Annotated in this window: 14 protein-coding genes and 2 pseudogenes; 1 reads left to right on the top strand and 15 read right to left on the bottom strand. The window is 31.9% G+C overall.

Annotated features, from left to right (window positions below; genetic code table 11):
- Positions 1-31 precede the first annotated feature (31 nt).
- Positions 32-2,110, top strand: coding sequence for a heavy metal translocating P-type ATPase (locus ACU68W_RS01565; protein WP_446756002.1), 2,079 nt, complete (start codon positions 32-34; stop codon positions 2,108-2,110).
- A gap of 672 nt (positions 2,111-2,782) precedes the next feature.
- Here ACU68W_RS01565 and ACU68W_RS01570 read toward each other — a convergent pair.
- From ACU68W_RS01570 to ACU68W_RS01640, 15 genes and pseudogenes are all read right to left on the bottom strand, one after another.
- A complete protein-coding gene (locus ACU68W_RS01570; RefSeq protein ID WP_094223813.1) occupies positions 2,783-3,388 on the bottom strand; it encodes a CadD family cadmium resistance transporter in 606 nt (201 codons plus the stop codon).
- Between the two features lie 805 nt (positions 3,389-4,193).
- Positions 4,194-5,492, bottom strand: coding sequence for an ATP-binding protein (locus tag ACU68W_RS01575; RefSeq protein ID WP_446756003.1), 1,299 nt, complete (start codon positions 5,490-5,492; stop codon positions 4,194-4,196).
- 624 nt (positions 5,493-6,116) lie between these two features.
- Positions 6,117-6,455: an SdpI family protein gene (locus ACU68W_RS01580; RefSeq protein ID WP_308610966.1), complete on the bottom strand. Its 339-nt coding sequence runs from the start codon at positions 6,453-6,455 to the stop codon at positions 6,117-6,119.
- 262 nt (positions 6,456-6,717) lie between these two features.
- Positions 6,718-6,975 (bottom strand): hypothetical protein, encoded by a 258-nt coding sequence (locus tag ACU68W_RS01585; RefSeq protein ID WP_446756004.1) that lies wholly within the window; start codon positions 6,973-6,975, stop codon positions 6,718-6,720.
- Positions 6,976-6,997: 22 nt separating this feature from the next.
- Positions 6,998-9,433 (bottom strand): FtsX-like permease family protein, encoded by a 2,436-nt coding sequence (locus ACU68W_RS01590; RefSeq protein WP_446756046.1) that lies wholly within the window; start codon positions 9,431-9,433, stop codon positions 6,998-7,000.
- Entirely contained in the window at positions 9,426-10,106 is a 681-nt protein-coding gene (locus tag ACU68W_RS01595; RefSeq protein ID WP_446756005.1) for an ABC transporter ATP-binding protein, read from the bottom strand. The genes ACU68W_RS01590 and ACU68W_RS01595 overlap by 8 nt, the downstream gene beginning before the upstream one ends.
- Positions 10,107-10,152: 46 nt before the next feature.
- A complete protein-coding gene (locus ACU68W_RS01600; protein WP_446756006.1) occupies positions 10,153-11,013 on the bottom strand; it encodes a sensor histidine kinase in 861 nt (286 codons plus the stop codon).
- 1 nt (position 11,014) lies between these two features.
- On the bottom strand, positions 11,015-11,665 hold the full coding sequence (locus tag ACU68W_RS01605) for a response regulator transcription factor (protein ID WP_094223819.1): 651 nt from the start codon (positions 11,663-11,665) through the stop codon (positions 11,015-11,017).
- A 573-nt stretch (positions 11,666-12,238) separates the two neighbouring features.
- A pseudogene (locus ACU68W_RS01610) lies at positions 12,239-12,654 on the bottom strand (sigma-70 family RNA polymerase sigma factor).
- Between the two features lie 311 nt (positions 12,655-12,965).
- Positions 12,966-14,318: an MATE family efflux transporter gene (locus ACU68W_RS01615; RefSeq protein WP_446756007.1), complete on the bottom strand. Its 1,353-nt coding sequence runs from the start codon at positions 14,316-14,318 to the stop codon at positions 12,966-12,968.
- A gap of 26 nt (positions 14,319-14,344) precedes the next feature.
- Positions 14,345-16,090, bottom strand: coding sequence for an ABC transporter ATP-binding protein (locus tag ACU68W_RS01620; RefSeq protein ID WP_446756008.1), 1,746 nt, complete (start codon positions 16,088-16,090; stop codon positions 14,345-14,347).
- Positions 16,083-17,873, bottom strand: a complete 1,791-nt coding sequence (locus ACU68W_RS01625; RefSeq protein WP_004835097.1) for an ABC transporter ATP-binding protein — start codon at positions 17,871-17,873, stop codon at positions 16,083-16,085. Before ACU68W_RS01625 ends, ACU68W_RS01620 begins: the two co-directional genes overlap by 8 nt.
- A pseudogene (locus ACU68W_RS01630) lies at positions 17,863-19,333 on the bottom strand (ABC transporter ATP-binding protein). The gene ACU68W_RS01625 and the pseudogene ACU68W_RS01630 overlap by 11 nt, the downstream one beginning before the upstream one ends.
- The gene (locus ACU68W_RS01635) at positions 19,318-20,088 is read right to left on the bottom strand and encodes an energy-coupling factor transporter transmembrane component T family protein (protein ID WP_425339113.1); all 771 of its coding nucleotides are present in this window, start codon (positions 20,086-20,088) and stop codon (positions 19,318-19,320) included. Before ACU68W_RS01635 ends, ACU68W_RS01630 begins: the two are co-directional and overlap by 16 nt.
- Complete coding sequence (locus ACU68W_RS01640) at positions 20,021-20,617, bottom strand: MptD family putative ECF transporter S component (protein WP_002834847.1); 597 nt, start codon at positions 20,615-20,617, stop codon at positions 20,021-20,023. Before ACU68W_RS01640 ends, ACU68W_RS01635 begins: the two co-directional genes overlap by 68 nt.
- Positions 20,618-20,658: the final 41 nt, after the last annotated feature.

Here is a 20,658-nt window from a genome sequence, read left to right on the forward strand (position 1 = left end):
TTAATCCCACAGTCACCATAATCATGGCGACATGAATCACTCAAAACATGAGAATGTAAGCACGGAAGAACATAGAGACCATAATAAGGATCAACATCACGACCATCATGCTGGACATGACCACGGTGGGCACAGTGGGCATGATCACAGCGGGCATAGTGGGCATAACCACCATCATCACGGAAACTTTAAGGAACTTTTCTTAAAATCATTGCCACTAGGAATCATTATTATGCTCTTATCCCCTATGGCTGGGTTTGACCTACCATTCCAGTTTAGTTTTCCATATTCTGATATTGTAGTAGCTATTTTATCTACTATATTAATTATTTATGGTGGACGTCCATTCTATCAAGGTGCAGTTGACGAATTTAAACAAAAAGAACCTGGAATGATGGCACTCGTTTCTTTAGGTTTAAGTGTTTCATATTTATATAGTATTTATACTGTTATCACTAGCTACGTAACAGGTGAACAAATTATGGATTTTTTCTTTGAATTTGCTTCATTACTATTAATCATGTTATTAGGTCACTGGATTGAGATGAAAGCTATTGGAGAAGCAGGAGATGCACAAGAAGAACTGGCTAAGTTAGTGCCGAAAGATGCTCATGTCGTATTAGATGACGATTCCATTGAAACACGTCCAGTTGCTGACTTAAAGGTAGGTGATTTAATTCGTGTTCAAGCTGGGGAAAATGTGCCAGCAGATGGAACTATCGAACGTGGCGAATCACGTTTAAATGAAGCTCTTCTAACTGGGGAGTCAAAAGCAGTTAAAAAAGGACCTGGCGATGAAGTGATCGGGGGCTCGACAAATGGAGAAGGGGTTCTTTATATTAAAGTACTTGAGACAGGTGATAAGTCCTTTATCTCTCAAGTACAGGATTTAATCAGCCAAGCTCAAAGTCAACCTTCTCGTGCAGAAAATATTGCTCAAAAAGTTGCGGGATGGCTCTTCTATATTGCGGTAACTGCCGCACTAATAGCTTTTGTAGTATGGATGCTTATAGCGGATATTCCAACGGCAGTAAAATTTGCTATCACAACATTAGTTATAGCTTGTCCACACGCATTAGGTCTGGCTATTCCATTGGTAACCGCCCGTAGCACAAGCTTAGGAGCAAGTCGTGGGTTACTAGTAAAAGACCGCCAATCTTTAGAAATAGCTCAAGATGCAGATGTGATGATTTTAGATAAAACGGGTACTTTAACAACTGGTGAGTTTAAAGTATTAGATGTAAAACTTCTTAATGACAAATATACAAAAGAGGAAATCATTGCCTTACTGGCAGGTATTGAAGGAGGATCTAGCCACCCGATTGCTCAATCAATTATAAGTTTCGCCGAGCAACAAGATATACGTCCAGCATCTTTTGATTCGATTGATGTGATTTCCGGTGCTGGAGTAGAGGGTAAAGCAGGCGGACATAGTTACCAATTAATCAGTCAAAAAGCATACGGACGTAATCTGGATATGGATATTCCAAAAGGAGCAACTCTCAGTGTCTTAGTAGAAAATGAAGATGCCATTGGTGCTGTAGCTTTAGGGGACGAATTAAAATCAACGAGCAAAGAGTTAATTAAAGTTCTTAAAAAGAACAATATTCAACCAATTATGGCAACAGGTGATAATGAAAAAGCGGCTCAAGGCGCTGCAGAAGATTTAGAGATTGAATATAGATCAAATCAATCTCCACAAGACAAATATGAGTTAGTAAAAACACTTAAAGAAGAAGGAAAAAAAGTTATCATGGTAGGTGACGGTGTCAATGATGCCCCTTCTCTTGCCTTGGCAGATGTTGGAATAGCGGTCGGTGCAGGAACTCAAGTGGCGTTGGATTCAGCTGATGTCATCTTGACTCAATCTGATCCAGGAGATATTGAATCATTTATTGAATTAGCACACAAAACAACTCGTAAAATGAAACAGAACCTCTTTTGGGGAGCCGGATATAACTTTATAGCTATCCCTCTAGCTGCAGGAATTTTGGCCTCTATTGGTATCACATTAAACCCTGCATTAGGAGCAATTCTAATGTCTGTGTCAACAGTCATCGTCGCCATTAATGCTATTTTATTAAGATTAGATCCAAAAAATAACGGTTAACAGATCGAATGATTGAAACTCCTTAAAGTATCAAGATACAATAGTTTTACAAGAAAAAAAGAGATGTAAGTGCTGGCTCTTTGTAAAATCGTGTTGGTAGAAGTAGACAATTTTTCTACCAACACGATTTTTAATTTATTATAGAACTGATTTCTTTTAAATCCTAAAAGCCATTGATTTCAACAGTCCTATAACCACTTTTATTGTTTTATTGACAACAAAGAAATTACTTCCACATGGCTTGAGTGGTCAGTATGGATAAATTTTAGTATTTTAAGTAAGCGTCGTATGTGAGAATATATCCATAAGTATATTTCTAATGTTTTATATTATCCCTATATCTAAATTTACTTATGATATATAATTATCATTTGTATAAATAAAATACTATAAATATAGTAACCGAGATTTATCGAAATTTATTTATTATTTTTTGTTTTGCTATTACATAGTCTTTTGAGTGTTCTTCAAATATAACTTCTTTTTTCTTGTTCAGTCTTTCTATTCGCATAATTTACCTCCCATATCACAGGCAAGAAAATAACACTTATTTTTAATATCCTACACAATTCTTCGTTCTCATATTTCTTTGGACAGATAAGAGAATTTTAAGTAAACAAAAAAGACCTACTAAAGATTCCCTTTAATAGGTCTGAAATATAAAAATAACTATTAACTTGTGATTAGGGAAATGAGATAATTAATGGTTCCATTTTCAATCAATATATAGAGACCGAGCCCAATAAACACGACTGGTACAATTATTTTTTCGTACTTTTCTACGATCTCTCCAATAGCAGAAATTGAGGCGAGTCTTTGAGATAATTTGCATAGAATCAAAATTCCTAACGCAAATATTACTAAACTTATACTAATCTCAATCAAACTCTTACCTGTAAAATAGGGAATATAAATTCCTAAATTATCCCCACCCATTGCTACTGTTAAACTTGTAAATGCTAAGATTTTTGATCCATTTCCTGTAATTTTTCCCTTGATGTCTTCTTCATCAATATCTTCATCCACAAAAATTGATCTTATACCAAGACCTAGTGGAATTAGACCAAGGAGTCCGATTATCCAATCTTGTGGAATAAAATTTAAAAAGTAAGCGGCAATAAGACTAACCAGTACAAGCAGTCCTGTACCTGAATACTGTCCTGCATAAATTGATTTCAAACCTTTCTTGCCTTGACTGGCGAATAAAATAGTTAAAACAACTAAATAGTCAATTGATGTAGAGACAAAAACTAATAAAGCGGATACTATTGTTTCCATTATTTCTCCTTTCAAAATTTTTAATTTTTTAGACAATCAAAAATTGACTGCAAACACATTGTGCCTTGGCAGTTGCCAATGGAGATATTTGAAGAAATAACTTCACAATTTTCCCACCTTTACTTTTAATATTAGCTATAGTATACTATAATATTCGGATTTTATCAAATATGCTGATAGATATCCACGCAAACTATAGAGATTGAAATTATATAAAATTAGATATGCCAAACATCATTTATTTAATATTGAACCATCTCATTCATTCTTTTCTGAACTGTGTACTAATCATATCCACCTTGTAGATTAAGTCCATGACCAGCAGATGTTGGATGGGTAATGGCTACAGGAATTTTACCTTGATTTCATTCTTTAAGGTCTTCATTTGTTTTAAGTTCTCATAGATATCTCTTTCTTTATCTGATAGCCTTACAAAGGCTTCAATGTTTACCTTCTATGGCATTTTTAGGTAATCTTCAGCGTTCACAAAAGCTGTGATATCTTATATTTTTACTAATTATTTCACTTGTCAAGTCCTAATATCTATCCTGTCTACACACCCTACATTTTTTACTATTAATATGTTTCTACATGGTGTTTTTCTAATAGAAAAATGGCTTTTAAGATTTCTTCTAAAATCCTAAAAGCCATTGATTTCAGCACTTTTATAGCTTGTTATTCTATTTTCTTGTCATCAATACCACGCTCTCTACATGGCTTGAGTGGTCAGTATGGATAAATTTTAATTTTTTAGGAAAGCCTCGTATGTGGGAATATATCCATAACAAATCAGTTAAATTCTTCATTATAAGTCCAAGCTTTCCTTGTTTAACAAAAAGTCAAATAAATTAATAGTGAGTATTCCATTTTCATCTAAAAATGGTTTTATTCGATCTTTAACGATAATAATTTTCTTAAATGAGTCATCAATATTTAACAAGGAGGCTTTTTCTTGATTTATTTTTTCTATCGATGGGAGTCTATATGCAGACTGAATATAGTATCTTTTATTCCCCAGATTGGCTATGAAGTCAACTTCCAGCTGTTTCTTTATATCTTTATTATTAACATTTTCCCTTTTCGTGACCATTCCTACATCAACCATATAGCCACGATATCTTAATTCGTTATAAATGATATTTTCCATTAAGTGGGTTGGTTCTATCTGCCTAAAATTTAATCTTGCATTTCTAAGCCCTAGATCTTCAAAATATATTTTATAAGGTGTGCCTATATATTTTCTACCTTTAACATCATAGCGATAGACTCTTTTTAAGATAAAAGAATCTTCAAAGTAGCCTATAAATTTATCAATGGTATTGGCTGAAATCTTTGATTTTTTTATGGACTTAAAAGTTGAAGCTATTTTACTTGGATTAGTAAGGCTTGAAATTCCTGATGCTAAAATATTAAGTAAGTCTTCTAGTTCAGAAGTTAAGCGTATGTCATACCTATGAACAATATCTCTCAAATATACATTTTCGAGTTGCCCCTTTAGATAATTCATCTTATCTTCATCCGTTTTCATTAAAGCCCCATCTGGTAAACCACCATAAACTTGATATTCCGCAAAAGCATCTTCTTTGTCGCCATCATAAGTTTGAAGAAATTCAGAAAACACAAGCGGCATAACATGAATTTCATCGCCCCTACCTGCAAATTCAGTGATGACATCTTTAGATAGAAACTTTGAATTGCTTCCCGTGACATAAACATCAAAATTATCTTGACGCAAAAATCCATTTAAGACTTGCTCAAAAGATTTAAGCAATTGAACTTCATCTAAGAGGATATAAAATTTATCGTTATCATTCGTTTTGCTCATGATATAGTCTAAAAACTTTTTAGGATCTACTAATCTTTCACCGCTTAGTACATCTAAATCCATTAAATCTTCGCCAATTTTTAATAAATCCCTAGCTGAATCAAAAGCAAATTTTATAATTTGCTTTTCATCAACACCACTTTGGGACAAATAATTATAAAATAGATTATTAAGTAAATAAGATTTACCACTTCTTCTTATTCCTGTAATAATCTTAATGAACCCATTGTCTTTTTTTCGTATTAATTTATCTAAATAATAATCACGCTTTATTTCCATACGCCTACACCTCTATCTATTTAGAATTATTTCCGTTTTGGAACTTAATCTAAGTATATTATAAAGAATAAGGTCATATAATTCAAATCTATTTAGAAATAATTCCATATAGGACATATTTCGAAGTTAGTTTTACACCCTTTAAATTATTTTTAACATCCATAAAGTATTTGTCAATTTTCATTCAAGTTCTTGGTCATTTTTTATACTTATTGAACAAGCCATTACCATACATGGTAGGACTATTTTTGCAATTAAAAGACCCGACTTACACCACTTTAATAGGCATGTCGGGTTCTGTTGGCTTTATTGTGTATTTGGTTTTTATCCTTGTCAATTTTCTATTTCAACTTCAACTGAAGATTTAAATATTACTTTAAGATTTTCATCACAAACTATAATCTTTTATATTAGTTAATTTGTAATTGAAACCACCGCATACCTCTGTTACATTAGCATTAATAATTGTATTTACATTTCCGTTCATACAACATTTGCCTTAGCAGCTAAAGTCATAAGAATTAATACTACATCCCTAGACTCAATGTCGTCACATTGTAGTATTGGTTTATTTTTTCATTTTCAATATACATAACTTTATACTTTTTTAATTCTTAATAGATTCTAACTATTTTCTTTTTTCGCCAAAGCATTATTAACTTTATATCCAATGATTAAGTAAAATAGCATTTGCAATACAACTATGATTGTCATAGTTGTATTATTTAGACTATTACTAACTATTATTATAATATTTACTAATATAAAAAATATAGCATACATGCACAAAAGTTTAGCTGCATACTTATGCCCATACTCCCAGTTTTCTTTTGATTTCATACTTAATGCTGTTCTAAATCCACTATGCTTGCTAATATTTCCACTTGCTTTATACTTATAAAAAAAAGACAAAAACAATCCTGCTATAGGTAATAAACTAATTACAATTTTTTCAAAATTCATACAAACCCCCTAAAGATCCTAAAAGCTAATACTTTCAACAGTTTTATAACCTATAATCTTATTTTCTTGACATCAATACTATAGCTTCAGCATGGGTGTTAGTGTGGATAAGGTTTAATATTTTTCAAAAACCTCGTATGTGGGCACATATTAGTCAATATGTATCTTATAATACATTATATCATTCTGGAGCAAAGAAAGAAAAAAACAGCCCTACAAAAGAGCTGTTTAGATTATTATTTTCTTGTTATAGTCGCATTACTTATATTAGATGACCTACAAACATTGCTATAGGAAGTAATAAGATTAACATAATATTCAATACTATAAATAATCTGTCCTTTTCCTTTACCCCAAATATTAAACCTATTAATCCAATAATTGGGCAAACAAAAATTGATGTGAGTCCAGTTGGTCTTAGACTTGTATAGCTTTGAAATGTGTCTATTGGCAGTAAGTAGGAAATCACAAATATTACAAGTCCGAGTAGAAATATCTTCTTGCTTAATTTTTGTTTCATAAATACTTCTCTTTCTTTGAAATTATATTGTTCGAATTAAATCAATAGTTGGTCTGTCTAAAATTCTTTTTAAAGATAAATGATAAATTAGCACATTTATTCCGTAGACTACTAACGAAAATGCTATAAATAATTTATAGTCATAGTATCTTAGGAGATTTAAAAAAGTCAATCTTGATGAGAATATAGAAATTATAAACATTACACCTATACTAGTTAATATAACTATAAGCAATGATTTTATCTGTTCATTTAAATATTCTTTTCCATAAACCCTTTTGAGTTCATCCAAATCCATTCCACAAGAATAAAAGCTTCCTATTTCTTTTCTTCTACTCATCAAGCTTAGATTTATAGATGAATATCCATTTGTAATATTTAAAACCAATATTATTAATCCTATACCTAACACAATTTTCATTAGGTCTTGTAAGCTTTCAAATTCTCTCTTTTTCAGCTCTTCACCTACAGTCATATCAAATCTATCTTCAGGTGAAATTTGTTCCCTAATTAAGGTTTCCGCATAATCTTGTGTATCTTTTTCATCAAAGTGATTTACTTTCATATTCAAAATATAAGGATAATTTCTATATTTTTCATTACCTGCTTCTTTCATTAGATTGAAAAACGTATCGAAGTCGGTGTAGATTTTCACATCAAAAGGCATTGTTTTGGACTTAAATTTTCCCAAATCTCTTATTGACTTTGAAATCTTAATACTTGTTTGGTAATTATCTCCAATACTTATGTCAAGACTTGTTGGATTTTCAAAATATGGAATTTTCTTTGCCTTAGATATAGGTATGGAAGAATCTTCTTGGATCATATTATAAAGTAGAAATTCTCCCTTATTTCCTCCAAGCTCTTTTAAGTCTTCTTCTTCTAAGGCTATTAAAAATCCATCCATTCCCTTAGCATTATATTTTTCAATGTTTTTTTCAGCCTCTTTATCTAGTTTTGCATTCCTAGCTTCTTTTGAAAAATCTTTATTATTTTCAACTATTACATATTTTTGTTTAGAAATATAGGATTTTTCATTAGAAATTTTTTCATCAATCTCTTTTAGTACCGATGGCACTGCATCCTTATCACTATAATAATCTACAGAAAAGTTATATCCATTATCATAATACGAATAGTCTCTAAGATAATTTGAAATTCCTATTACAATTACAAATACTGAAATGATTAGAATTCCAATAGCTGAAATAAATCTTTGTGATTTTATTGAAGCTAAGTTGTTAATTCTTAGTTCTTGCCATAAGTTCTGTTTCTTACTTTTCTTATACTTGGAAAAATCTATATTTCCTCTAATGCCATCAATAATGTTGATTTTAGAAATCTTTTTTGAAGGAGATTTTATAGCCAAGGAAACAATTATAAAAGAAACAAATAGTATAGCTAAACTTAATAATGGATTAAATCTTACTACTTCAAAGGCACTTACTCCCTCACCTTTTTGTATATTTCTATACAAATAATATATAAAGGAAAAACCAGCTATGTGACCTAAAAGTATTGGAATGGCTGATATAATTAGACCTTCTTTTAAAAGCATAAAATAAATTTGACCATTTGTTGATCCTATAGATTTATATATAGACAGCTCTCTGATTTTTCGAAGACCCCAAACCCAAAAGATATTTTTTATAAAAAATACGAAGACGGCTATACATCCGAGTATAGATAATACTATAACCACTTTACTCATAATATTTTGTAAAGAATCCCTTTCTATACCGTAATAGTTTATTAAGCCATCAGAAAATTTTAGTTCTACATTTCTACCAAGCTTATTATTTATATCTTCATAAATATTTTCTTTATTTTTATAAGTTTTTTCAAATGAATCAAACTTTACATATGTTTTAAAGGATGACATCTTTTCTTGTAATCCTAAAGCAAAATTTAATTTACTATATTTGTTATAAACATCTCCGTAAACTCCTACTACAGTAAAAGATTTAGTAGAATCTTTTTTAAATATCTCCTTATCAGTATTTGCACTAGTAGGATCTATTTCTTCCCCATCTATAAACCTATTACCTATTTCAAGTTTTATTTCATCACCTAAATTAATACTATTTTTCTTTGCAAGGCTCTCAGATACTACAATTTCATCTTCTTTTTCAGCAAATCTACCTTCTTGAAGTCTTGAATACTCTCTCATTTTATTTATTGCTTCATCCTGATAATTAATGACAAGTAAATCATTATTATATTTAGCATTATCTGGATTAAGTGACATTTTTCCAATTAATTCGATATCTTCAATAGACCTTAGTTTTTCTACTTCTTCATTTGATAACTCATCCTTAATCTCAGCATGATAAAAATTATTTGACATGGCATAACCATAGTTGGCTTGTCTGTTTATATAACCATAATAAAAAACCACAGTAAAAAACAAACTTACAATAAATAAGGAAATAAAAATAGGAAAATTCTTCTTATTCATTTCTTTCATCTCCTACAATTTTTCCATCTACTATTGTAATAATACGATTTGCTTGTAAGGCTATTTCTTCGTCATGGGTGATTAGGATAATCGTCTGTTTTAAAGTCTTGTTAAAATATTTAAAAATTCCAATTATTTCCTTAGAATTTTTTCTATCTAAGTTTCCAGTCGGTTCATCTGCCAATATTATAGATGGATTATAGATAAGACTTCTCGCTATGGCAACTCTCTGCTGCTGACCTCCTGAAAGTTCACTTGGAAAAGAGTCAAGTTTACTTTCTATACCAAGTTTCTTTACTATATCTGAAAATTCATCTTGATTTATTTTTCTTTTATCTAGTTTTAGTGGAAGTTCTATATTGTGACGAACCGTTAAATTTGGAATCAAATTATAAAATTGATAAATTAGTCCGACTTTTCTTCTTCTAAAGTAGGCTAATTCTTTTGAAGAATACTTTGAGATGTCGTTACCATCTATATAAACTTTGCCATCATCTGGGCTATCCACTCCTCCTATGATATGTAGGAGGGTTGATTTACCAGACCCACTTGGTCCAACAATAGCGACAAATTCTCCTCTTTCAATTTCAAGGTTGACACCGTCTAAGGCAATGACCTTAGAATTACCCTCGCCGTATTCTTTTCTTAAATTTTCTACTTTTAAAATTTCCATACTTGCCTCCTTAATTTAAGGTAAGTATATACAAGTAAAGTGATTTTTAGGTGACATTGTAAAATTTAATTTCAAATCTTGCACCCTCTATAGTATTTGAAACAGAAATTTCTCCATTGTTTTTTTCGACAATTGTCTTCGCCATAGCAAGGCCAATTCCAAAACCATTTGAGTCTGGTGTCTTATAAAAGCGTTTAAAGATTTTTTTCATATTCTCTTTTTCTATTCCTCCGCCATTGTCCTCAATAATTAAAGATGTATAGAGGGGATTTTTGTATGATGAAACCAGGATTTTATCACAAGTCGGTCTATTATCAGCATTTTTCACAATATTAATCAGAGCCTCTGCTAGCCAATAAAAATCTCCACAAATACTATTTCCCTTTAAACCATTCCCTATTTCTACATTGGTAGATCTCTTTAGGTCTAAACTGTCTAAAGCATAATCCACCAATTCATCTAAACGAATATCTTCTTCTTTCATAAGATCTTTGTTTGCATCAAGGCTTGATAGTTTAAGCAAAATATCTGATAGGGAGTTTAATCTAAGAGTTTGTCTTTTTAAAATCTCTATGTCATCATTATCTGGAAAATCCATCTCCAAATTTTCTATAGAAAAAAGCATAGATGTGATGGGAGTTTTGATTTGATGAGCGATGTCTTCCAGGTATTCTATTTGTTTTTCGCTATTTTTTCTACTTGTCTCTTTGGCTTCCACTATTTCTATAAAAAGCTTGTAAAATTTATCTTCCAAAATTGAAAAATCGTCTTGCTTCATAGGAATTTTATAATTTTGATTTTTCATATTTTCTATTAGATCTATAAGCTCATTTATCCTGTTTTTCTTTCTTTTTTCCAAAAAATAATAAAGTAGTCCCAGACTTAATATCCAAAATACATATAGCATCTCAATCCATCCTATAACCAATTCCTCTGACAGTAGTGATAACTTCCCTATCAAGTTTTTCTCTGATTCTCTTAATAGTTGATGTGAGAGTATTGTCATTTACAAACTTATCCCTATCTTCCCAAAACATTTCTATCAGCTGGCCTCTTGTATAAACTCGGTGAGGATTTTTAATAAATAAGACTAGGATTTCATATTCAAGAGGAGTTAGGTCTATTTGATTAGCCTTAAAATAAACTTTTGAATCATTTAAATCTATTTTGATATCCTTGTAAGTAATTTTTTTGTCTTGACTTAGAACTATTGTCCTTAAAACTGCATCAATTCTCGCCCTTAATATTGCAAGGGAAAATGGCTTGGTCAAATAATCATCTGCACCTTGATCAAGGGCTTTAACTATAAAATCTTCATCGCTTTTTACAGTTGTTACAATGACTCTTATATCCTTATCTTTTAATTTTTCTATCAAATGTTGACCGTCTTTATCTGGTAGATTTATGTCCAATAGTGCCACATCCATGTCTACATTCATCTTATAGCTTGCTTCGTGAAAAGATGATGCAATCTCTACTTCATAACCATTATTAACTAAATACTTTTCCATTTGTAAAGCAATTTCTTTATTATCCTCTATAATCAAAACACTCTTCATTCTAACCCTCTCATGTACTTACTTTGAAATCTATTAAAATATTTTGTTTTATATCATTCGTCTATAAGCAATTTGATGCTAGTAACCAATAATTACATTTATAGTATACCATTATCACTTACATTAAAAACAGACCCTTCACGGATCTGCTACTTATCAATATAAATTTCAATCCCAGACTTGAATATTGCCTTTAATTTCTCCTCATAAACAACTACTTTATCTACTGATTTTTAACCAAGTATTCAACATAGCTGACTGTTTCTAATTTATGATTTACTATAAGCTATTAATTTTTTCAAACCTTTTACATATAAGGATTTTGAAATTTAATATTAAATTCTCATAGCCTTATAAATTATTTATTTTTCTCAAGAAGAACGACGGATTCAACGTGGCTTGAGTGGTCTGTATGGATAAAATTTGAGATTTTTCAAAAGCCTCGTATGTGGGAATATATCTATGATATAAATTCCTTCTCTCACTGCATAATATACTATTAATAAGCAAAGAAAAATAGCCCTATATCACCTTTACTTTATAATGGAAAATCTGCCCTTATCTACAAGTCGATTATCTTAAAAAATCTTCTAATAACAACTTCAGTTTTTTCAATATATTATTCTTACGCCATTGTATAGCTTGATAACTCACTTTCTTTATTCTTGTAATACTCGAAAGAATTTCATACTGAAAGTACAAACGCTCAATGATGCCCCTTTCTTCTGCATTGAGTCTTGAAATTGTATTTCTGACTGCTTCAATCATCATCTGTGTTTCAACAATCTTTTCTACATCAACACTTTCATCAACAATATTATCTACAAAATGTCCGTCATGATCCAATGATGAAAAAAGAGCAAGTGGTTTTTTCTTTCCACCTGCTCCAAATACTTTTCGTGTTCTCTTTCTCGCCAGTAGACTTTATAAATATCTTCACTGACTTTGACCTTTTGTCCGTTGATATAAAGGTAATATTTTTTTGGCATATATGCTTCCTCCATTTCTTTTTGTCTGCGTTTTAAAACAAAAAAAGGAGGACTCCTGCACCTTGGCATAAGAAGTCCTCTAAAACGAAAGAAACTTGTTCTTCCTTTAATTATATTTAATTGTTTAGACGAGCATATGGAAAGACAAACAGCTATAAAGCTTATAGGAAAAAGGACTATTTTTATTGTGGTTTATTCTTTCAAATAAATATATAGACTTTTCCATTTCTATCCCTCCATTTTATAGCTAACTATTTTCCATAAATTAAGTCCTTCTAATGTTTCAAATTCTAAACACCTAATAAGAAATTTTACGCTTGAACTTTTTCTTTCCCCATTTTATTCAGTTCCGCAATCATCATGAAAACGCCAACAACAATCATAATGAAATCAACAAGTGGCTGTGTAAACCAAACAGCTTTTACTCCAAATATCATTGGCAATAAAATCATGGCAGGAACAAACAAAAACAGTTGTCTAAGCATTACGATTATCCCAGCTTTCTTTCCGTTTCCGATTGATTGGAAGAAAGTAACAGTCATAACCATTACTCCATACAAAATAAATACGGAATAGAACAATCTAAAGTTTCCAACACCCTGTGCAATGATGTTTGCTTCTACACCGAATAAAGATAGTATTTGACTTGAAAGCAATAAAGACGGAATCCAAAAGATTGCTGCAAGAACTAAACCGCCAATAGAAAAGACCTTCATAGCCTGTCTTACTCTGTCATACTGCTTTGCTCCAAAGTTTGTTCCAACAACAGGTTGTAAGCCTTGACTCATTCCCCAAAGAGGAATAAATGAAAAGGCATATACACGAAGTGATGCCGCCATCAAAATTCCATTGGTATCTCCGCCATACTTAAATGCCATTTTATAGAGCATAGTCTGTTGAATCATAAACAAAAGCTGCATCATCATAGCGGATGAACCGACAGAAAACATTTCTTTTTTAATTTCCGCATCAGACTTTATCTTATGGATTTTAACAACTTTACTCTTTTTCAAGAAATAATGTAGTGTTGCCACTGCCTGAACAAATTGTGCTGTGATGGTTGCAAGGGCAGCACCTTCAATCGCATATTCACCCATAACTGTCATTAAAATCGGATCAAGAATGATATTCAGTAATGCTCCAAGTCCCATAATCGTCATAGCTTTTTTCATCAGTCCTTCGCCACGTATAACCATGTTTGCGGACTGTGTGAAGTTTACAAATAGAGAACCTATAAAAATTACTCTAAGGTATCTAATACCATAGGCTTTGATTTCACCCGTTGCACCGACCATATCTAAAAAATGCGGAGCAAGAAGTATTCCTCCAACTGTAATAATTACAGAGAAGAAAATCACCCAATAGATTAGGTTACCCATAATTTTATCTACAGTTTTTTGATCCCCTTTACCGATTGCTCTTGAAAGTACAGATGCAGAACCTACACCAAGTAAAGTTGAAACACCGCTGTTGAAAAAGGTAAGTGGCATTGCGACACCACAGGCAGTCATTGCTGTCTGTCCTATAATTTTCCCTGCAAATATTCCGTCCATTAACGGATACAGACCGATAACAATCATTCCGATAACTGCCGGAATAGATAACTGAAAGAGTAAATCTATCGGTCTTTTTGTTAATAATTGTTCTTTCATATCTTGTTTCATTGCCTTCTCCTCTCTTAGACCAATTTTTATATAATTTTTAGTCCTTTATTTTTTTCTTGGAGCTCTACCATATTTTTATAAATCCCATTTAAAGCAATTAGCTCATTATGGGTTCCTTGTTCTGCAATATTCCCTTCCTTGATTACAATAATACTATCGGCATCTCTAATAGTATTTAATCTATGGGCGATAACTAATAATGTTTTATTCTTTACCAATTCACTGATTGCTTCCTGTATATAGCTTTCATTGTCCACATCAACACTTGCTGTTGCCTCGTCAAGAATTACAATAGGAGCATCTTTTAATATGCAGCGAGCAATAGAAATTCTTTGCTTTTCACCACCGGATAGAGTTGCTCCTCCTTCTCCAATCATTGTGTCAAATCCATCAGGAAGTGCCATAATGAAGTCATAGCATCTTGCTTTTTTTGCGGCTTCTATAACTTCTTCTTTCGTCGCATTTTCTTTCCCCATGGCAATATTATTAAAAATCGTATCTTGGAATAAATACACTCTTTGGAAAACCATACTAATTTCCGACATCAATTCAGATAGTGAAACATCCTTTATATTCACTCCTCTAATCAAAATTTCACCGGAGTCTACATCCCAAAATCTCGCTAAAAGGTTGGCTACTGTAGATTTTCCTCCACCAGATGGTCCAACTAAAGCTGTCATTGTATTCTTTTTCATTTCAAAATTCATATCATGCAAAACCTCTTTTTCTCCATAAGAAAATTTCACATGATTAAAACTAATTTCCGGCTCACCAAACCTAGCCTTTAAGATATGTTTTTTACCTGTATCCTGTAGTTCTGTCTCGTTTAATAATTCTTCAATACGATCTAAAGCAGCATTCATAACTGTTAGCCTACTTGCTTCTCCATAAAGAGTTTTTAATGGACTAAATAAGTCAAATACAAATAGTATCAGTCCTAACACATAAGGAAGTTTCAACATTCCTTGTAAATGAAGATACAAAGCAAGTGCCAAAATAAATGTAATTCCGATACCATAAATGATGTTCAATCCGCTTGTCCAAGGTGTCATCTTCTTTTCAAACTTTATAGAAGTGTCTCTTGATGAAGCAAAGCTGTCTGTAAGAGTCTTTGAATTGTCTCCTAAAAGGTTATAGCTTTTGATTACACTAATTCCTTCTGCAAATGACAAAACTGCATCTGTTAGCTTCTCTCCTTGCTCTTGCCTGATAACAGCTTCAGATAAAGACATTTTATTCATTCTGCTTGCAAGTAATGTTGCTATTAGAGTTACACACACAGACACAAGACCTATTCTATAATCCAAAACAAACATGAATATAGTAAGCACAACGGTTGAAAGCACATAACTCATCATATTAGCTATGGTACTCATGGATACTTCCTCAATGAATGCCATATCTGAACTTAAAACAGAATTGATTTTTCCTAAATTTCCTGATGTGAAATATCCCATAGGAAGTTTTCTAAGGTGATTTCCAAGCTCCATCCTTTTGTCTGCAAAAATCAGAAAGCCGGCTGCACTTTGCAATTTATCGCTTAAGAAATGAACCACCGCTTGTAATAAAACCACTAAAACAAGTCCTATTCCTACATATAGAAAAGTTTTGGAGGTATTCGTTTTTTCATAAAATCCTATCAAAACGGTAAATGCAATAAATATAGGCATTTTACTTAATATGGATTCAACGAAGGCAAAAACAAATGCCCCTTTAATTCTATTTTTATACTTTCCTGACAAGTTTAAAATTCTTGATATTAGCTTAAACATTCATTTCACCTGCCTTTCTATCAATTTTCCATTCCTTACTAAATATTGTCGCATTCCATAATTTACGATACTCTGCTGATGATTCTAACAAGTCCTTATGTTTTCCATTTGCAACTAAACGACCATGATTCATTACCAATATTTGGTCTGCATCTACAATTGCCGGAAGTTTATGAGCAATTACAATCAATGTTTTACCTTTTACAAGTTCAGCAATCGCAGCTTCCATCTTTTCTTCATTTTCAGGATCTGCATAGGCTGTTGCCTCATCAAGTACAACAATCGGTGCATTTTTTAAGATAGCTCTTGCAAGGGATATTCTTTGTCTCTCTCCACCTGATAACATCTTTCCTGCCTCGCCAGCCAAAGAGTAAATACCATTTGGGAGCTTATCTAAAAATTCCATACACTGAGCTTTCTTTGCAGCTTCTATCACTTCTTCATCGGTAGCTGACAAATTTCCGATACGAATATTTTCTAAGAGTGAAGTATTAAATAAATATTGGTCTTGAGATACATAAGAAATCTCTTTATTCAGTGCCTTAAGACTCATATCCTGTAAATTTTGTCCTCCAATGCTAATGCTTCCCTCTAAAACATCATAGTAATGAATTAAGAGTTTCGCTAAAGTGCTTTTACCTGAGCCTGATTCTCCAACAATGGCTGTCTTTTCTCCAACTTTTGCTGTAAAGCTCACATTATGAATCACATTTTTAATGTATGTTTCAGGTTGTCCATTCTCTCCCATCTTGCTTAGTTGATAACCAAATGTAACATTGTCATAGGAAATAGTATGATCTATACCTTTAAACCTGTTTTCACCTTGTTTTAATGGTTCTATATTTAAAGCATCTTCCAATGCAGATATTTTATAATTAAGCTGTGGCATTGTTGGTAAAAATCCCAAAGCCTTTAAGAGTGGTAAGCCAATACTCAAAGATAGGCATAATACCAATATCAAATCAGAAAGACTAACATAGCCCATGTAAGCAAAGTAACCGCCAAGCGGCAATGTTAATATAATCGTGCATGGGAGCAAGGCACTATACAATGCCATCCATGGCCATGCAGTCTTATACCAAGCGAGTGCATAATCTCTATAATCTCCAACATCTTTAGAAAATCTTTGATATGATTCCGTTTGCTTGTTAAACACTTTTACTACTTCCATACCATTCACATATTCAATAATGGTATTATTCATTTTTTCACTCGCCATATAATATGGTCCCATTTTTTTCATTCCTGCGGAATACATAATCATCATAGCGACAATGCTTAGTGGAATGGATGCCAAAGACATAAGTGCCAGTCTCCAGTCAACGAAAAACATTGCAATATATACCATTACAGGCACAATTAAATTGGCAATTCCTTCAGGCAATGAGTGTGCCAAAAGAACTTCCAAACTACCAATATCATCTACATACATCTTTTTAATAGCACCTGTTCCCTTTTCTTCAATAGCTCCTAAGGGAAGATTCTCCATCTTTTTTTGTAGAGATGTTCTAAGTCCAAATAATGTGTTATATGCTGCCTTATGAGACATATTAAGAGCCAAACCACCTAATAATGCTTGCAAAACCAAACATATCAAAATACCGGCAAGCAAAATAACTAACCTTGTGAACTCCAAATTTTGTCCTAAAATCAAGGGATTTATAATCTGATAAGCAAATAGAAATGGCACAACTCCCATAATGACACTTAATAGCATAATAAAACTCGCTAAATGTATTGTTTTCTTATGCGAACCAGCATACTCAAAAACCTTATTTAACATCATTCTCCTCCTTAATCAAAGATTTTTTATTATCCATAAAATCCATAATCACTTGTTCATTTCCTTTTACAGATATTTTTTTATAATTTTCACTGCCAATCATTAAAACAGAATGGCAAGTTTTGAATAGTAGTTCCAAGTCATGCGTAATAATGATAAATGGAACTTCCTCTGATTTTTCTGTAATTAAATCAGATATAATACTCATACTTCTATAATCAAGTCCAGAGGTCGGTTCATCTAAAACTATCAATTTTCGATTGGATAAAAACGAAGTAATAATCGCAAGTCTTTGTTTTTGACCACCAGACAATTTTTGTGGGTGGCTTACTTTCTTATGCCACAACTTTGTTTTCTTTAAGTAATCTCGTATTTCTTCTAAATCACTTTCCGTATTCTTTTCTTTACAAAATATCAGCTCATTTTCCACAGTGTCTAAAAAAATCTGAGCATCAACATCTTGCAAAACTAAATAAGAATTTTTCAATCGTTCCTTCTTGTTCTTTCCATAATTCACATCTAATCTTTTTTCTGAAAGCCCACACAAAGAATTTGCTAATGTTGTTTTCCCAATTCCATTAGAACCAATAATTCCCATGATTTCTTTTTCTTTAATGTCAAAAGTCAAATCTTTTATCAAAGTTCTTTTTCCTTGGTGAATATTTGCATTGTCGACTTTTATATAGCTTCTGGTTTTTAATGGCTCTTTTTCCGACACAAGTTCTTTTTCATTTAATGTTCTTAATTCCAGTTCTTTACACTTCCGGTTATCGAGTTCACCTTTTTTAAAAATATTTTCTACCGTTCCATCTTTCATATAGACAAGACGATCAAAAATATTTTTAAGGTAATACAATCTATGTTCAGCTATTACAATTGTCTTGCCAATCGCTTTTAACTTAACAAGTATGTTTTCAAATTTCCTTATACTGTCATAATCAAGGCTACTTGAAGGTTCATCGAAAAAGATAATGTCTGTATCATAAATAAGTGTTCCTGCTATCGCCACCTTTTGTCTTTCTCCACCAGACAATTCAAAGATAGATTTTTTTTCTTATATGACCTATCTCCAGTAAATTTAATGCTTTATCTACCTTTTCTTTTAATAAGTTCCCATCTAACCCAAGATTTTCTCCTACCAAAGCAACTTCATCTTCAACCACATCGCAAAAGAACTGATCCTTGGGATTTTGAAATACATTTCCTATATATTTTGCAAGTTCACCTTTCTGATACGAAGAAATTTCTTTTCCCAAAAGCTCAACATTACCTTCTAAATTTCCTTCGTAAAAATATGGAATGAGTCCATTTAGAAGTCTTAAAAATGTTGTTTTCCCACATCCTGAAAGACCTGTTAATACAACTATCTCTCCTTTTTTTACAGACAGTTTTAAGTCTTTTAGTACTAAGTCCTCTCCGTATGAAAATTTGCGTATATTTGCTTCTAACATATTTTCCATACACTCACCAAAACCAAAATTATTCCAATCATTAACATTACAATATCGATAAAAGTAAATTTTACATCATGAAAACTTGTTTTTTTACCATCATATTCAATGCCTTTTGATATGATTGAACAAGTTAAGGTATCGCTTATATCTATGCACTTATACATAAGAGGAACAAAATATAATTCAAATGTTTTAATTGGTTTGAAAATACTTGCTTTAAATCCTCTAATTTTCATGCCATTGTTTATTTCCTTCATCCTAATAGAAATTTCCGGAATAAAACGAAAAAACAGTGTGATTCCTATACCTATTCCACCATCAATACCAATTTTTCTAAATGCAGCAATTAGATGCGAAGAACTATATGAAGACAGCACTTTTCCCAAAATGAAAAGTGGAGCAAATTTCAACACTATAAGTAGCATTGTATATATAGAACCAACCAAAACATTTCCTAAGTGGGGTTTCAGCAAATAAATAAGCCCCCATACTATAAGCAATGAACATATCGTTCTAAATGCCTTTCTTATAGAAAATAAGAATAGTAGTCCTAAGACAAAAATAAGGGAAAATAAATATTGTGATTGCTCTCCAACAGTTAGAATAACTGAAAATAGTAAAATCAACCCAACTATAGTAAGTGGGTTGATTTTATCTAATAGTTGGTACCCTTCTATATAGTTTTTTTCACCTTTACAAAACACTTTTTTTCTTCCTGTTGCTAAAGAATTTGTTGTAAATATATGTTCCAAAATTAGCACCAATAATTGATGCAACGATTGCGATCACTACGCAAATTGCAATGTTTTTAGGGGTGTAAAAATTATAAAGAAATGTTGCATAGTCTGTTGTAAACATCTTAGGGAATTGTTTTGTAAGACCTTCTACTCCAAATACGAATGTGAAATACATCGCATGAAGCGAATATATAAACATACCAGCACCAAAACCAAGTCCTACTTTCATATTATTGCCTGAGTAATTTTCCTTTTTACCAATCACAAGCTCTGCTAATATTCCTGCAATTGCACAAACTACTATTACAGGCCACATTCCCATAAGAGCATAGAACACGCCGAGTAATAAGAAATATAAGAATGCTGTTCCTCTTTGTGCGACTTGTTTACACATTATTACAAAAACTGGTGCGGCAATAATTGTTGCAAGTGCCGATGATAAATACAAACTCGGAATCATTCCAAAAGAAGCTGTCAAAAATCCTAATCCCATCGTAAGAACAAATCCAATAACAGAAAATACTGCTATTTTTACAATACCTTTTAAATTCATTTTTCTCCTCCTTGAATACATATAATATTTTTTCTCTGCTT

The sequence above is a fragment of the Finegoldia sp. P2-F-LR genome, assembly GCF_052932265.1.

Excerpts from the sequence above, each read along its gene's own strand:
- ACU68W_RS01565 (WP_446756002.1), top strand. The coding sequence starts at position 32 with ATGAATCACTCAAAACATGAGAATGTAAGCACGGAAGAACATAGAGAC.
- ACU68W_RS01570 (WP_094223813.1), bottom strand. The coding sequence starts at position 3,388 with ATGGAAACAATAGTATCCGCTTTATTAGTTTTTGTCTCTACATCAATT.
- ACU68W_RS01575 (WP_446756003.1), bottom strand. The coding sequence starts at position 5,492 with ATGGAAATAAAGCGTGATTATTATTTAGATAAATTAATACGAAAAAAA.
- ACU68W_RS01580 (WP_308610966.1), bottom strand. The coding sequence starts at position 6,455 with ATGAATTTTGAAAAAATTGTAATTAGTTTATTACCTATAGCAGGATTG.
- ACU68W_RS01585 (WP_446756004.1), bottom strand. The coding sequence starts at position 6,975 with ATGAAACAAAAATTAAGCAAGAAGATATTTCTACTCGGACTTGTAATA.
- ACU68W_RS01590 (WP_446756046.1), bottom strand. The coding sequence starts at position 9,433 with ATGAATAAGAAGAATTTTCCTATTTTTATTTCCTTATTTATTGTAAGT.
- ACU68W_RS01595 (WP_446756005.1), bottom strand. The coding sequence starts at position 10,106 with ATGGAAATTTTAAAAGTAGAAAATTTAAGAAAAGAATACGGCGAGGGT.
- ACU68W_RS01600 (WP_446756006.1), bottom strand. The coding sequence starts at position 11,013 with ATGCTATATGTATTTTGGATATTAAGTCTGGGACTACTTTATTATTTT.
- ACU68W_RS01605 (WP_094223819.1), bottom strand. The coding sequence starts at position 11,665 with ATGAAGAGTGTTTTGATTATAGAGGATAATAAAGAAATTGCTTTACAA.
- ACU68W_RS01615 (WP_446756007.1), bottom strand. The coding sequence starts at position 14,318 with ATGAAACAAGATATGAAAGAACAATTATTAACAAAAAGACCGATAGAT.
- ACU68W_RS01620 (WP_446756008.1), bottom strand. The coding sequence starts at position 16,090 with ATGTTTAAGCTAATATCAAGAATTTTAAACTTGTCAGGAAAGTATAAA.
- ACU68W_RS01625 (WP_004835097.1), bottom strand. The coding sequence starts at position 17,873 with ATGTTAAATAAGGTTTTTGAGTATGCTGGTTCGCATAAGAAAACAATA.
- ACU68W_RS01640 (WP_002834847.1), bottom strand. The coding sequence starts at position 20,617 with ATGAATTTAAAAGGTATTGTAAAAATAGCAGTATTTTCTGTTATTGGA.